Consider the following 14374-nt stretch of genomic DNA (forward strand, 5'->3'; position numbering starts at 1 on the left):
ATTATTCAGAGATTGTAGCAACTACGCCAGCGCCTACAGTACGTCCACCCTCACGGATAGAGAACTTAGTACCTTCTTCGATAGCAACAGGAGCGATTAGCTCAACAGTCATTTCGATGTTGTCGCCAGGCATAACCATTTCAACGCCTTCTGGAAGGTTACAGATACCTGTAATATCAGAAGTACGGAAATAGAATTGTGGACGGTAGTTAGTGAAGAATGGAGTATGACGTCCACCTTCTTCTTTAGAAAGAACATAAACTTCCGCTTTGAACTTTGTGTGTGGAGTGATTGATTTTGGCTTAGCCAAAACTTGTCCACGCTCGATTTCTTCACGAGAAACCCCACGAAGAAGTGCACCAATGTTGTCTCCAGCTTCAGCATAGTCAAGAAGCTTACGGAACATTTCTACACCTGTTACAGTAGTAGACTTAGGCTCTTCAGTGAAACCAACGATTTCAATAACGTCCCCAACTTTAACTACTCCACGCTCAACACGTCCAGTAGCAACAGTTCCACGACCAGTGATTGAGAATACATCCTCAACTGGCATCATGAATGGCTTTTCAGTGTCACGTGCTGGTGTTGGAACATACTCATCAACCGCAGCCATAAGCTCGTTGATTTTCTCTTCCCATTCAGCTTCACCTTCTAAAGCTTTAAGAGCAGAACCTTTAATTACAGGAATGTCATCTCCAGGGAACTCATACTCAGATAGTAAGTCACGGATTTCCATTTCTACTAATTCAAGAAGCTCTTCGTCGTCTACCATATCACACTTGTTCATGAATACTACAAGGTGAGGTACACCTACCTGACGAGAAAGAAGAATGTGCTCACGAGTTTGTGGCATTGGGCCATCAGTTGCTGATACAACTAGGATTCCGCCATCCATTTGTGCAGCACCAGTGATCATGTTCTTAACGTAGTCAGCGTGACCTGGGCAGTCAACGTGTGCGTAGTGACGGCTAGCAGTTTCGTACTCAACGTGCGCAGTAGAGATTGTGATTCCACGCTCTCTTTCTTCTGGAGCACCGTCGATTTGATCATATGCACGAGCTTCTGCTCCACCTACCTTAGCAAGTACAGAAGTGATTGCAGCTGTTAAAGTTGTTTTACCATGGTCAACGTGACCAATTGTACCGATGTTAACGTGTGGCTTAGAACGGTCAAATTTAGCTTTTCCCATTAGAAAAATCCTCCTTTAATATATAAAAAATAGTCTAAGTATATTTATGGACAGAGAGGTTGCTGTTACCAGCACCTACCAACGCCCACACTTACATAAGTAGTTATACTTTATATAAAGGCGAAAATCAATTATTCGCCTTTATTTTTTTTGATGATTTCTTCAGAGATTGATTTTGGAACCTCTTCATAGTGATCGAAATGCATTGAGAATACTCCACGACCTTGCGTGCTAGAACGCAAGCTTGTTGCATATCCAAACATTTCAGAAAGTGGAACCATCGCACGAACAACTTGAGCGTTTCCGCGTGCTTCCATACCTTCTACACGACCACGACGTGAAGTTACGTTACCCATAATATCACCAAGATACTCTTCAGGAATAATAACTTCGACTCTCATGATAGGCTCAAGGATAACTGGGTTACACTTAGAAGCTGCTGCTTTAAGTGCCATAGATGCAGCAATCTTAAACGCCATTTCAGATGAGTCAACATCATGGTAAGATCCATCAAACAATCTAGCTTTGATATCTACAACAGGGAATCCAGCAACCATACCTCTGTCAAGTGAGTCTTCAAGACCTGCTTGTACAGCTGGGATGTATTCACGAGGAACAACACCACCGACGATTCCATTTACGAATTCAAATCCTTTTCCTTCTTCGTTTGGAGAGAATTCAATCCAAACGTGTCCGAATTGTCCACGTCCACCAGATTGGCGAGCAAACTTTCCTTCTACATTAGCAGAAGAACGGATTGTTTCGCGATAAGCAACCTGAGGAGCACCAACGTTAGCTTCAACTTTGAATTCACGACGCATACGGTCTACTAGAATATCTAAGTGAAGTTCACCCATACCTGCGATGATAACTTGTCCAGTTTCCTGGTCAGTATGCGCACGGAATGTAGGATCCTCTTCTTGAAGCTTTTGAAGAGCAGTAGTCATTTTATCTTGGTCAGCTTTAGACTTAGGCTCGATAGATAATTGAATAACTGGCTCTGGGAATTCCATAGACTCTAGGATAACTAGGTTCTTTTCATCACATAGTGTATCACCAGTTGTAGTATCTTTTAGACCTACAGCTGCAGCGATGTCACCAGCGTATACCATTGAAATCTCTTCACGGCTGTTAGCATGCATTTGTAGGATACGACCTACACGCTCACGCTTACCTTTAGTAGAGTTTTGAACGTAAGAACCAGAGTTTAATGTACCAGAGTACACACGGAAGAATGTTAATTTACCAACGTAAGGGTCAGTCATAACTTTGAACGCAAGAGCTGAGAACGGCTCTTCATCACTTGAATGACGTTCAACTACTTCTTCACTATCAGGAAGTGTACCTTTGATTGCAGGTACATCTAATGGAGATGGAAGGTAATCAATTACTGCGTCAAGCATTTTCTGAACACCTTTGTTTTTAAATGCTGATCCACAGATTACTGGATAGAATTCAACGTTAACAGTACCTTTACGAATTGCTACTTTTAGCTCTTCAGCAGTGATTTCCTCACCACCAAGGTATTTTTCCATTAACTCTTCATCAAACTCAGATACCGCTTCAATTAATTTTTCACGATATTCCTCTGCTTCAGCACGGTACTCTTCAGGGATTTCACGAACTTCAATATCCGTTCCAAGGTCGTTACCGTAGAATGTTGCATTCATTTCAACTAGGTCAATGATAGCTGAGAATTGATCTTCAGCTCCAATTGGAAGTTGAATTGCTGCAGCATTTGCTTGTAAGCGATCATGAATTGTTTTAATTGAATACTTGAAATCAGCACCAATTTTGTCCATCTTGTTTACAAATACAACACGTGGTACACCATATGTTGTTGCTTGGCGCCAAACTGTTTCAGTTTGAGGCTCAACACCAGATTGTGCATCAAGTACAGCAACTGCACCATCAAGTACACGAAGAGAACGTTCAACTTCAACTGTGAAGTCTACGTGACCTGGTGTATCGATGATGTTTACTCGGTGGCCTTCCCATTGAGCAGTTGTAGCAGCGGAAGTGATAGTAATTCCGCGCTCTTGTTCCTGCTCCATCCAGTCCATTTGAGATGCGCCTTCATGTGTTTCTCCGATCTTATGAATACGACCAGTGTAATAAAGTACGCGCTCAGTTGTTGTTGTTTTACCAGCATCAATGTGAGCCATGATACCGATGTTTCTTGTATTTGCTAAGGAGAACTCTCTTGCCATTGGTATTTCTCCTTTCTCGTATGAGTGTTTTTTAGTTTATTTTTATAAAAGTAAAAGTGAATCCTACCAACGATAGTGAGCAAATGCTTTGTTTGCTTCAGCCATTTTGTGTGTATCTTCACGCTTTTTAACTGATGCACCAGTGTTGTTTGCTGCATCTAAGATTTCGTTAGCTAAACGCTCTTCCATCGTCTTTTCTCCACGAAGGCGAGAGTAGTTTACTAACCAACGAAGACCTAGAGTTGTACGGCGATCTGGACGCACCTCTACTGGTACTTGATAGTTAGAACCACCTACACGGCGTGCTTTAACTTCAAGAACTGGCATGATATTTTTTAGTGCTGCATCGAATACTTCGATTGGTTCTTTACCACTGCGCTCACGAATAAGTTCGAATGCAGAGTAAAGGATTGCTTGTGACTTTCCTCTTTTACCGTCGATCATCATTTTGTTGATCAAACGAGTGATTAGCTTTGAGTTATATAACGGATCTGGTAATACGTCTCTCTTTGCTACAGGACCTTTACGAGGCATGTTTGTTCCTCCTTTCACAGAAGTGTGATTTTATTTTTGTAGTATTAATTATTTCTTAGCTGCTTTTGGTCTCTTAGTTCCGTATTTAGAACGACCTTGCATACGGTTGTTTACACCAGCTGTATCTAATGCTCCACGAACGATATGGTAACGTACCCCTGGTAAGTCCTTTACACGACCACCGCGAATAAGTACTACGCTGTGCTCTTGTAGGTTGTGACCAATCCCAGGAATATATGCTGTTACTTCGATTCCGTTAGTTAAGCGTACACGAGCATATTTACGTAATGCTGAGTTCGGCTTCTTCGGAGTCATTGTACCAACACGCGTACATACCCCACGCTTTTGAGGTGAAGATACGTTCGTTTGTGATTTCTTGAAGCTGTTGTAACCTTTGTTTAGTGCAGGTGATTTAGACTTTTCCTCTTTCGAAGAACGTGGCTTACGCACTAATTGATTAATTGTAGGCATTTCTTTTTCCTCCCTTCATCTACTATTTCAAAGCCCACACATCCAGGTGGTTCATTTTGAAACAAAAAACAAAGTCTTTATAGATATCTTTCTATAAAAACAGTTTTTAAAAAGTTATTGCTACAGTAGAAGCACCTACTTCGATCCCACAAGCTTTACCAAGCTTTTTCATAGAATCTACGTATATAATTGGCACGCCTACTTCCTGTGCTGTACTAATTACCTTTGCTGTCACACGTGGTTCAGCATCCTTAGCTACTAGTACTTCGGAAATAGTGCCACCTTTAATGGCTTTTACTGTTTGCTTAGTCCCTACGATAAATTTCTTTGCCTGCATTACTTTTTCATAAGACATGATTGCATCCTCCAAAGTAACAGGTTTATAGGAGCACCTTTGATATATTAACACCTATGAAACTAACTGTCAACACCTAATGGTATTTTTATTAATAGAGATGTTCATTTAATGTGCGGCACTCAGGGTAGAGTGCCGCATGAATGATTATTCTACAGTTAATACTTCTTCTTGTTCACTGTTTGTAACTGGTTCAGCTTTACGATAACGTTGCATCCCCGTTCCAGCAGGAACAAGTTTACCAATAATTACATTTTCCTTCAGACCAAGTAACTCATCGCGCTTACCTTTAATTGCAGCGTCTGTAAGTACTCTTGTTGTTTCTTGGAACGAAGCAGCAGATAAGAAAGAATCTGTTTCAAGTGAAGCCTTAGTAATACCGAGCAATACAGGACGACCTGTTGCAGGCATCTTGCCAGAAAGCAACGCTTTTTCATTAGCATCTCTGAATTGGTGAACATCAAGAAGTGATCCAGGTAATACTTCCGTTTCACCTGCATCGATGACACGAACCTTACGAAGCATTTGTCGTACCATTACTTCAACGTGCTTGTCACCAATTTCTACCCCTTGCATACGGTATACTTTTTGAACTTCACGAAGCAAATACTCTTGAACAGCTGTAACGTCTTTTACCTTGATTAATTCCTTAGGATCGATCGAACCTTCTGTCAGTTCTTCACCACGTTCAACCTTATCGTTTACACCGACTTTGAGACGTGCAGTGTATGGAGCTGTGTAGGTTCTTGACTCTACATCGCCCTGAACGATAATTTCATGCTGGCGGTCGCGGCCTTCGTTAATACCAACAACCACACCTTCGATTTCAGAGATGACCGCTTGACCTTTCGGATTACGCGCTTCAAAAATCTCCTGAATACGAGGTAGACCTTGTGTGATATCGTCTCCAGCAACCCCACCTGTATGGAATGTACGCATCGTTAACTGTGTTCCTGGTTCACCGATAGATTGAGCAGCGATGATACCAACAGCTTCTCCTACTTCAACCTCTTGACCAGTTGCTAAGTTACGACCGTAACATTTCTTACATACACCGTGGCGAGAATTACATGTAAACGCAGATCGAATCCATACATCCTCTACACCAGCACCAACCACTTCGGCTGCTAGGTCTTCTGTAATTAATTCATTTTCACGAACCATTACTTCTTTTGTTTCAGGATTTTTAATTGCTTTTCTTGCATAACGTCCGATTAAACGTTCTTCTAGAGACTCGATAATTTCCGTTCCATCTCTAAGTGCAGCAATATGCAATCCGCGATCCGTACCGCAATCATCATCACGAACGATAACATCTTGTGCTACGTCAACGAGACGACGAGTTAAGTATCCAGAGTCAGCAGTTTTTAGTGCTGTATCGGCAAGACCTTTACGCGCACCGTGAGTAGAGATAAAGTACTCTAATACTGTTAGACCTTCACGGAAACTTGATTTGATTGGTAATTCGATGATACGACCAGCCGGGTTCGCCATTAGTCCACGCATACCAGCAAGCTGCGTAAAGTTAGATGCGTTACCACGGGCACCAGAGTCACTCATCATGAAGATTGGGTTTGTTTTATCTAATGATTTCATTAGCTTCGCTTGGATAACATCCTTCGCAGCACTCCAGATGGAGATAACACGATCATAACGCTCATCTTCTGTGATTAAACCACGTCTAAATTGCTTTTGAACATTATCTACCTTTGTTTGTGCTTCAGCGATTATTTCTTGCTTTTCACCTAATACAACGATGTCTGCAACCCCAACTGTAATACCCGCTTTTGTAGAGTGCTTAAACCCTAGGTCCTTCATTCGGTCAAGCATCTTTGAAGTTTCAGTAATCTTAAACTTCTTAAATACTTCCGCAATGATGTTCCCTAAAATCTTCTTTTTAAATGGATCTACAACATCCATTTCACTAATTACTTGTTTCACATCCGTACCAGGCTCTACAAAGAATCTTGCAGGTGTTTCCACTTCAAGATTTGATTTAGTAGGCTCGTTGATGTAAGGGAATGAGCTAGGCAAAATTTCATTAAAGATCAGTTTTCCAACCGTCGTTAATAGAAGCTTTTTATTTTGCTCTTCAGTGAACGTCTCGTTATTCAATGAACCTGCACGCACAGCTACACGAGTATGTAAGTGTACATAACCATTTTGATAAGCTAATATCGCTTCATTTGTATCATTGAAAATCATACCTTCCCCAACAGAACCCGCACGTTCAAGAGTTAAGTAATAGTTTCCTAATACCATATCCTGAGACGGAGTAACTACTGGCTTTCCATCCTTCGGGTTAAGGATGTTTTGAGCTGCAAGCATTAATAATCTTGCTTCTGCTTGAGCTTCAGACGAAAGCGGAACGTGAACGGCCATTTGGTCACCGTCAAAGTCAGCGTTGTATGCCGTACATACTAGCGGATGAAGACGAATCGCACGACCTTCTACTAGCGTTGGTTCAAATGCTTGAATACCTAGTCTGTGAAGAGTCGGTGCACGGTTAAGAAGAACCGGATGCTCTCTAATTACTTCTTCAAGTACATCCCAAACTTCAGGCTGAACTCTTTCAATCTTACGCTTAGCTGATTTGATATTGTGAGCTAGACCTTTTTCCACCAATTCCTTCATAACGAATGGCTTAAATAACTCTAGTGCCATTTCTTTTGGCAATCCACATTGGTACATCTTTAAGTTTGGTCCTACAACGATAACGGAACGACCAGAATAGTCAACACGCTTACCTAGTAGGTTTTGACGGAAACGACCTTGCTTCCCTTTCAACATATGTGAAAGTGATTTTAAAGGACGGTTACCTGGTCCTGTTACCGGACGTCCGCGACGACCATTATCAATTAGTGCATCCACTGCTTCTTGAAGCATACGCTTTTCGTTTTGTACGATAATGCTTGGAGCTCCTAAATCTAATAGACGCTTAAGACGGTTATTACGGTTGATTACACGACGGTATAAATCGTTCAAGTCAGAAGTAGCAAAACGTCCTCCATCTAACTGAACCATTGGACGTAATTCTGGTGGAATAACTGGTAGAACATCAAGGATCATCCAAGATGGCTCATTACCTGAATTACGGAAAGCTTCAAGAACCTCTAGGCGTTTAATCGCTCTTGTACGACGTTGCCCTTGTGCTGTTCTAAGCTCTTCCTTCAGTGCTTCAACATCTTTATTTAAATCAATATCAGAAAGAAGCTTTTTAATGGATTCTGCACCCATCGAAGCTTGGAATTTATTACCATACTTATCGCGGTATGCACGATATTCCTTTTCAGATAAAAGCTGCTTCTTTTCAAGAGCTGTATCGCCAGCATCTGTTACTACATAAGAAGCAAAGTAGATTACCTCTTCTAGTGCACGTGGAGACATATCTAATACAAGACCCATACGACTTGGGATCCCTTTGAAGTACCAAATATGAGACACAGGAGCTGCTAATTCAATGTGACCCATACGTTCACGACGTACTTTTGCACGAGTTACTTCCACTCCACAACGATCACAGACTACACCCTTATATCTTACACGCTTGTACTTACCGCAATGACATTCCCAGTCCTTTGTTGGCCCGAAAATACGCTCACAGAATAAACCATCTTTTTCTGGTTTTAAAGTACGGTAGTTAATTGTTTCTGGCTTTTTTACTTCTCCAAATGACCATGAACGGATCTTATCTGGTGAAGCAAGACCAATCTTCATAAACTCAAAATTATTGACATCTAGCAAGGGGCCTACCTCCCTTTTGATCTACGGGTTTTACCCTTATATGAAAGGCTTAGATCCTAAATAAGTCTCTTTGCCAACAATATGTTAGGGAATGATTCCTTGAAAAATCAGCCCATCTCCTAAAACCTCTTCAGTGAAGGAGATGGCCTTTATATATGTGAGTTACTCTTTAGTACCTACTTTTTCTGATTCAGACTCTTCTAAATCAGGCAAAATCGTCAAAGCATCAGCTTGTTGTACTTCCTCATCATCTTCTAAATCGCGCATTTCAATCTCTTGCTCATCGCCTGAAAGGATCTTAACGTCCATACCTAAGCTTTGAAGCTCCTTCATTAATACGCGGAATGATTCTGGTACACCTGGTTCTGGTACATTTTCACCTTTAACGATTGCTTCATACGTTTTCACACGTCCGACTACGTCATCTGACTTAACCGTCAAGATTTCTTGTAGCGTATATGCAGCACCGTATGCTTCTAATGCCCATACCTCCATCTCACCAAAACGCTGTCCACCAAATTGTGCTTTACCACCAAGTGGTTGTTGCGTAACAAGTGAGTATGGTCCAGTCGAACGAGCATGTAGCTTATCATCAACCATGTGAGCAAGCTTGATCATGTACATTACACCAACAGAAACGCGATTGTCGAATGGTTCACCAGAGCGACCATCGTATAGAACTGTTTTCGCATCACGTGCCATGCCTGCTTCTTCAATCGTTGACCACACATCTTCTTCACGCGCTCCATCAAATACCGGAGAAGCAACATGAATGCCTAGTGCTCTTGCCGCCATACCTAGATGAAGTTCAAGCACCTGACCGATGTTCATACGCGATGGTACACCTAATGGGTTTAACATGATATCAACAGGTGTTCCATCTGGTAAGAATGGCATATCCTCTTCAGGTAGGATACGTGAGATAACCCCTTTGTTCCCGTGTCGACCAGCCATCTTGTCCCCTTCAGAAATTTTACGCTTCTGAACAATATAAGCACGAACAAGTTGGTTAACACCTGGAGGTAACTCATCGCCATCTTCACGGTTAAAGACTTTTACATCTAGGACAATACCGCCACCACCGTGAGGTACACGAAGAGATGTATCTCTAACTTCACGTGCTTTTTCACCGAAGATTGCATGTAATAAGCGTTCCTCAGCTGTTAGTTCTGTTACACCTTTAGGCGTTACTTTACCAACTAGTAAATCTCCGTCCTTCACTTCTGCTCCGACACGTACGATTCCACGCTCATCGAGATTTCTAAGAGCATCTTCCCCTACGTTTGGAATATCACGAGTGATTTCCTCTGGTCCAAGTTTTGTATCACGTGACTCTGACTCGTATTCTTCAATATGAATAGAAGTATACACATCATCTTTTACAAGTCTTTCACTCATGATAATAGCATCTTCATAGTTATAACCATCCCAAGTCATGAAGGCAACAAGAACGTTACGGCCAAGAGCAAGTTCTCCAAGCTCCATAGATGGTCCGTCTGCAAGGATCTCTCCTTTTGTTACACGGTTACCTACAGCCACGATTGGTCTTTGGTTATAGCAAGTACCTTGGTTTGAACGAATGAATTTTTGCATTCTATATTTATCTAGATCGCCCTTTACTTCTTGGCCATCTACTTCAGTCACTCTTCTTACCCACACTTGACGAGCTTCAACATGCTCCACGATTCCATCGTGTTTACAGATTACTGCTGCTCCAGAGTCTTTACCAGAAACATATTCCATTCCCGTTCCTACACGAGGGGCTTCTGGTTGCATCAATGGTACAGCCTGACGTTGCATGTTCGCACCCATAAGAGCACGGTTTGAGTCATCATTTTCAAGGAACGGAATACATGCTGTCGCAGCTGAAACTACTTGTTTAGGAGAAACGTCCATGTAGTCTACACGCTCACGAGCAACAACCGTGTTTTCGCCTCGGAAACGAGCAATAATATCGTTATCTATGAAAGATCCGTCTTCTCCTAGTCTCACATTTGCCTGTGCTACTACATAGTTATCTTCTTCATCTGCAGTTAAGTAGTCGATATGGCTTGTAACTCTTCCTGTTTCAGGATCTACACGACGATATGGCGTTTCGATAAACCCGAATCGATTTACTTTTGCAAAAGAAGATAGAGAGTTGATCAATCCAATGTTCGGACCTTCCGGCGTTTCAATTGGACACATACGACCATAGTGAGAATAGTGAACGTCACGCACTTCGAATCCAGCACGTTCACGTGTTAAACCACCAGGTCCTAATGCTGATAAACGTCGCTTATGAGTAAGCTCAGCTAATGGGTTTGTTTGATCCATGAACTGCGATAACTGAGAGCTACCAAAGAACTCTTTAATCGACGCAATCACAGGACGTATATTGATTAATTGCTGTGGTGTAATCGTATTGGTATCTTGAATGGACATTCTTTCACGAACGACTCTTTCCATTCTTGATAATCCAATACGGAATTGGTTTTGAAGTAATTCTCCTACTGAGCGCAGACGACGATTTCCTAAGTGGTCAATGTCATCTGTATCTCCTACCGAATGTAGAAGGTTAAAGAAATAGCTAATGGAAGCAATAATATCAGAAGGGTCAATATTCTTAACAGCTTCTGGTACATATGCATTTCCAATAACATTAATTGCCTTTTCGCCATCCTCATTAGGAGCAAAAATCTTAATTGATTGTAAAAGGATATCTTCTTGAACTACTCCTCCAACTGGAGTGAAGGTCTTAAATCCAATATTCTTTTCTAATTGTGGAAGAATACGATCTAACGTACGGCGGTCTAAAAGCACACCTTTTTCTGCAATGATTTCTCCCGTTTCAGGATCAACCAATGTTTCTGCAAGGCGTTGACCGAATAGACGATTCTTTATATGCAGCTTCTTGTTAATTTTGTAACGACCAACATTCGCTAAATCATAGCGTTTAGGGTCAAAGAATCTAGAAACAAGTAAACTTTTTGCATTTTCAACCGTTGGTGGTTCACCAGGACGAAGTCGCTCATAAATTTCTAATAAAGCTTTCTCCGTACCTTCCGTATTATCCTTTTCAAGAGTATTACGAATGTACTCATTGTCTCCAATTAACTCAATAATTTCTTGATCTGAACCAAATCCTAACGCACGCAAAAGAACCGTAACGGGTAACTTCCTCGTACGATCTATTCTAACGTACACAACATCCTTCGCATCTGTTTCGTATTCTAACCAAGCACCACGATTCGGGATTACAGTTGCTGTATATCCACGTTTTCCGTTTTTATCAAGTTTCCCACTATAATAAACACTTGGTGAACGCACAAGCTGAGATACGATAACACGCTCAGCACCATTAATAACGAATGTACCTGTTTCCGTCATTAGTGGGAAGTCTCCCATGAAAACATCCTGGTCTTTTACTTCCCCAGTTTCTTTATTAACAAGACGCACTTTTACACGAAGTGGAGCAGAGTATGTAACATCTCGTTCCTTGGATTCTTCAACAGAATACTTTGGTTCGCTTAAACTATAATCAATAAATTCTAGTGACAAATTACCCGTGAAATCTTCAATCGGTGAAATATCCTGGAACATTTCACGCAATCCTTCATCAAGGAACCATTGATAGGAAGCTGTTTGAATCTCAATTAAGTTAGGTAATTCTAAAACTTCACTGATTCGCGCATAACTTCTTCGTTGGCGGTGTCGTCCATACTGAACTAGTTGACCTGTCAACAGATTCACCCCTCAAATCAAGCTTTTGTAATTACTTCTATAAATTTCTTATAAAAAATAGATAGTAAAACGTGATGCTTTTATCCAGACAGGAGGATTTTCCCACTTGACCGCTCGACTCAAGACTTCAACGCTTACATGTATCTTCTTTCATAAGACAAAAAGAAAAAGGGTTTTTTCTTAAAAACCACATTCTCCAATTTTCTACTATTATTTTATTAGCATCGCCGTTAATTGCCAAATTTATACAACAAGAGTTGAATTTAGCAATTTTACACAATATATCATGTTGGCATTTTATAATATTAACATAGCCAAAATGTCAAGTCAAATCTTTTTGGCTTTCAAAATAAAATACCCTTTTTTCTTTTCAACCGTTTCTACAGAGCCGAACATCTCATTTAGTTTTTCTATCGCAGAAGGAGCACCTTGCTTTTTTTGAATAACCACCCAAAGCTCACCACCAGGCGCTAGATACTCAAAACTTTGTACAAAAATGTCGTGCACCACTTGCTTTCCCGCACGAATAGGTGGATTCGTCAAAATTGCGGCAAACCCCTTACCTTTTACTCCAGTTAATCGATCACTCTCATAAATAGTAACATTAGAAACTTTATTTAGAGCTGCATTATCTTTTGCTAATCCAATCGCTCGCTCATTCACATCGACCATATGTATTTCTTTGGTGGGCTGTTCTTTTGCTAGAGAAATCCCAATCGGACCATAGCCACAACCAACATCAAGAATCGGGCCATTAACATTCGGAAATTGAAATGCCTCAATCAGTAACCTCGAGCCAAAATCTACTTCACTTTTTGAGAACACACCATTGTCGGTAATAAAAGATAGGCTTTGATTTCTTAGTGTAAAACTCCATGTCTTTCGATTACTTTCAACTTTTTGGTCCCTCGAGAAATAATGCTCTGCCATACTACCACTTCCATGAATTTTTAGTAGAGAAAACTTATACGAAAAAATTATAATCGAACCTTTTTTAAAAAGCAAAAGGCTCGCTTATGCAGCGAGCCTTTCAATATCATTATTACTTAACTTCAACGTTTGCTCCAACTTCTTCAAGCTTAGCTTTGATTTCTTCAGCTTCTTCTTTAGAAGCTCCTTCTTTGATAGCTTTTGGAGTGTTGTCAACAAGTTCTTTTGCTTCTTTAAGTCCAAGACCTGTGATTTCACGTACAACTTTGATAACTTTGATTTTTTGGTCGCCTGCAGAAGCAAGAACAACGTCAAATTCAGTTTTCTCAGCAGCAGCTTCTCCACCAGCAGCTCCAACTACAGCTACAGGAGCAGCAGCAGTTACACCAAATTCTTCTTCGATAGCTTTTACTAAGTCGTTAAGTTCTAAAACAGTCATGCTTTTAACTGCTTCAATGATTTGTTCTTTAGTCATGATAAAAGTTCCTCCTTAAAATTGTGTTTGTAATTGTTTATTTCACGAACGATATTTCTAACTTACGCGCCTTGTTCTTCTTTTTGATCTGCAACAGCTTTTGCAGCAAGAGCAAGGTTGCGGATTGGAGCTTGAAGTACGCTGAGTAGCATAGATAGTAAGCCTTCGCGTGATGGTAGTTCAGCAAGAGCCTTAATATCTTCTAATGATGCAACGTTCCCTTCAATTACACCTGCTTTAATTTCAAGAGCTTCGTGCTTTTTAGCGAAGTCATTTAAAATTTTAGCTGGGGCAACTACATCTTCGTTACTGAATGCGATAGCGTTAGGACCTGTAAGAGCGTCGTTAAGGCCAGCAAGTTCAGAAGCTTCAGCAGCACGACGAGTTAAAGAGTTTTTGTAAACCTTGAACTCGATACCAGCTTCACGAAGTTGTTTACGAAGTTCTGTTACTTCAGCAACATTTAAACCACGATAGTCAACAACAACTGTTGTTTTAGCAGCTTTTAACTTATCAGCGATTTCGTCTACGATTACTTTTTTAGTTTCGATAGCGTTGCTCATCCTTACACCTCCTGTAGATTTACTACATTTATACCAAAAAATATAAACCTCCATGCCTTGCAGACATGGAGGAAGTATACAATAGTCGTTTACACGAACTGTTCAATCTATCGTATGACCTCGGTAGGGAATTAAGCCTTAAAGGCACCTACTGTCTGCGGTACAAATGTTATTCTATTT

General features: G+C 40.9%; 10 protein-coding genes and 1 other annotated feature. All 10 genes read right to left on the minus strand.

What is annotated here, in order from left to right; genetic code table 11:
- Position 1: 1 nt before the first annotated feature.
- Positions 2–1189, minus strand: coding sequence for an elongation factor Tu (gene tuf, locus ACRX5O_RS21150; protein WP_433907767.1), 1188 nt, complete (start codon positions 1187–1189; stop codon positions 2–4).
- Between the two features lie 131 nt (positions 1190–1320).
- A complete protein-coding gene (gene fusA / locus ACRX5O_RS21155) occupies positions 1321–3399 on the minus strand; it encodes an elongation factor G (RefSeq protein ID WP_433907768.1) in 2079 nt (692 codons plus the stop codon).
- Positions 3400–3462: 63 nt separating this feature from the next.
- On the minus strand, positions 3463–3933 hold the full coding sequence (rpsG, locus tag ACRX5O_RS21160) for a 30S ribosomal protein S7 (RefSeq protein ID WP_119706265.1): 471 nt from the start codon (positions 3931–3933) through the stop codon (positions 3463–3465).
- A gap of 48 nt (positions 3934–3981) precedes the next feature.
- Positions 3982–4404 (minus strand): 30S ribosomal protein S12, encoded by a 423-nt coding sequence (gene rpsL, locus ACRX5O_RS21165; protein WP_066058589.1) that lies wholly within the window; start codon positions 4402–4404, stop codon positions 3982–3984.
- Positions 4405–4510: 106 nt separating this feature from the next.
- Entirely contained in the window at positions 4511–4759 is a 249-nt protein-coding gene (locus tag ACRX5O_RS21170; RefSeq protein WP_433907769.1) for a 50S ribosomal protein L7ae-like protein, read from the minus strand.
- A gap of 147 nt (positions 4760–4906) precedes the next feature.
- The gene (gene rpoC, locus ACRX5O_RS21175; protein WP_433907770.1) at positions 4907–8503 is read right to left on the minus strand and encodes a DNA-directed RNA polymerase subunit beta'; all 3597 of its coding nucleotides are present in this window, start codon (positions 8501–8503) and stop codon (positions 4907–4909) included.
- A gap of 162 nt (positions 8504–8665) precedes the next feature.
- Positions 8666–12226 carry a DNA-directed RNA polymerase subunit beta gene (gene rpoB, locus ACRX5O_RS21180; protein ID WP_433907771.1) on the minus strand — a complete coding sequence of 1187 codons (3561 nt, stop codon included), beginning with the start codon at positions 12224–12226 and terminating at the stop codon, positions 8666–8668.
- A 327-nt stretch (positions 12227–12553) separates the two neighbouring features.
- On the minus strand, positions 12554–13156 hold the full coding sequence (locus tag ACRX5O_RS21185) for a class I SAM-dependent methyltransferase (RefSeq protein WP_433907772.1): 603 nt from the start codon (positions 13154–13156) through the stop codon (positions 12554–12556).
- Between the two features lie 112 nt (positions 13157–13268).
- Complete coding sequence (gene rplL / locus ACRX5O_RS21190) at positions 13269–13631, minus strand: 50S ribosomal protein L7/L12 (protein WP_119706260.1); 363 nt, start codon at positions 13629–13631, stop codon at positions 13269–13271.
- A gap of 62 nt (positions 13632–13693) precedes the next feature.
- Positions 13694–14194, minus strand: a complete 501-nt coding sequence (gene rplJ / locus ACRX5O_RS21195) for a 50S ribosomal protein L10 (protein ID WP_066058607.1) — start codon at positions 14192–14194, stop codon at positions 13694–13696.
- 32 nt (positions 14195–14226) lie between these two features.
- Positions 14227–14373 (minus strand) — a sequence feature (ribosomal protein L10 leader region).
- Position 14374 lies beyond the last annotated feature (1 nt).

It is taken from the genome of Robertmurraya mesotrionivorans (assembly GCF_050971805.1).
In the GTDB taxonomy this organism is placed as follows: Bacteria; Bacillota; Bacilli; order Bacillales; family Cytobacillaceae; genus Robertmurraya_A.

Excerpts from the sequence above, each read along its gene's own strand:
- tuf (WP_433907767.1), bottom strand. The coding sequence starts at position 1,189 with ATGGGAAAAGCTAAATTTGACCGTTCTAAGCCACACGTTAACATCGGT.
- fusA (WP_433907768.1), bottom strand. The coding sequence starts at position 3,399 with ATGGCAAGAGAGTTCTCCTTAGCAAATACAAGAAACATCGGTATCATG.
- rpsG (WP_119706265.1), bottom strand. The coding sequence starts at position 3,933 with ATGCCTCGTAAAGGTCCTGTAGCAAAGAGAGACGTATTACCAGATCCG.
- rpsL (WP_066058589.1), bottom strand. The coding sequence starts at position 4,404 with ATGCCTACAATTAATCAATTAGTGCGTAAGCCACGTTCTTCGAAAGAG.
- ACRX5O_RS21170 (WP_433907769.1), bottom strand. The coding sequence starts at position 4,759 with ATGTCTTATGAAAAAGTAATGCAGGCAAAGAAATTTATCGTAGGGACT.
- ACRX5O_RS21185 (WP_433907772.1), bottom strand. The coding sequence starts at position 13,156 with ATGGCAGAGCATTATTTCTCGAGGGACCAAAAAGTTGAAAGTAATCGA.
- rplL (WP_119706260.1), bottom strand. The coding sequence starts at position 13,631 with ATGACTAAAGAACAAATCATTGAAGCAGTTAAAAGCATGACTGTTTTA.
- rplJ (WP_066058607.1), bottom strand. The coding sequence starts at position 14,194 with ATGAGCAACGCTATCGAAACTAAAAAAGTAATCGTAGACGAAATCGCT.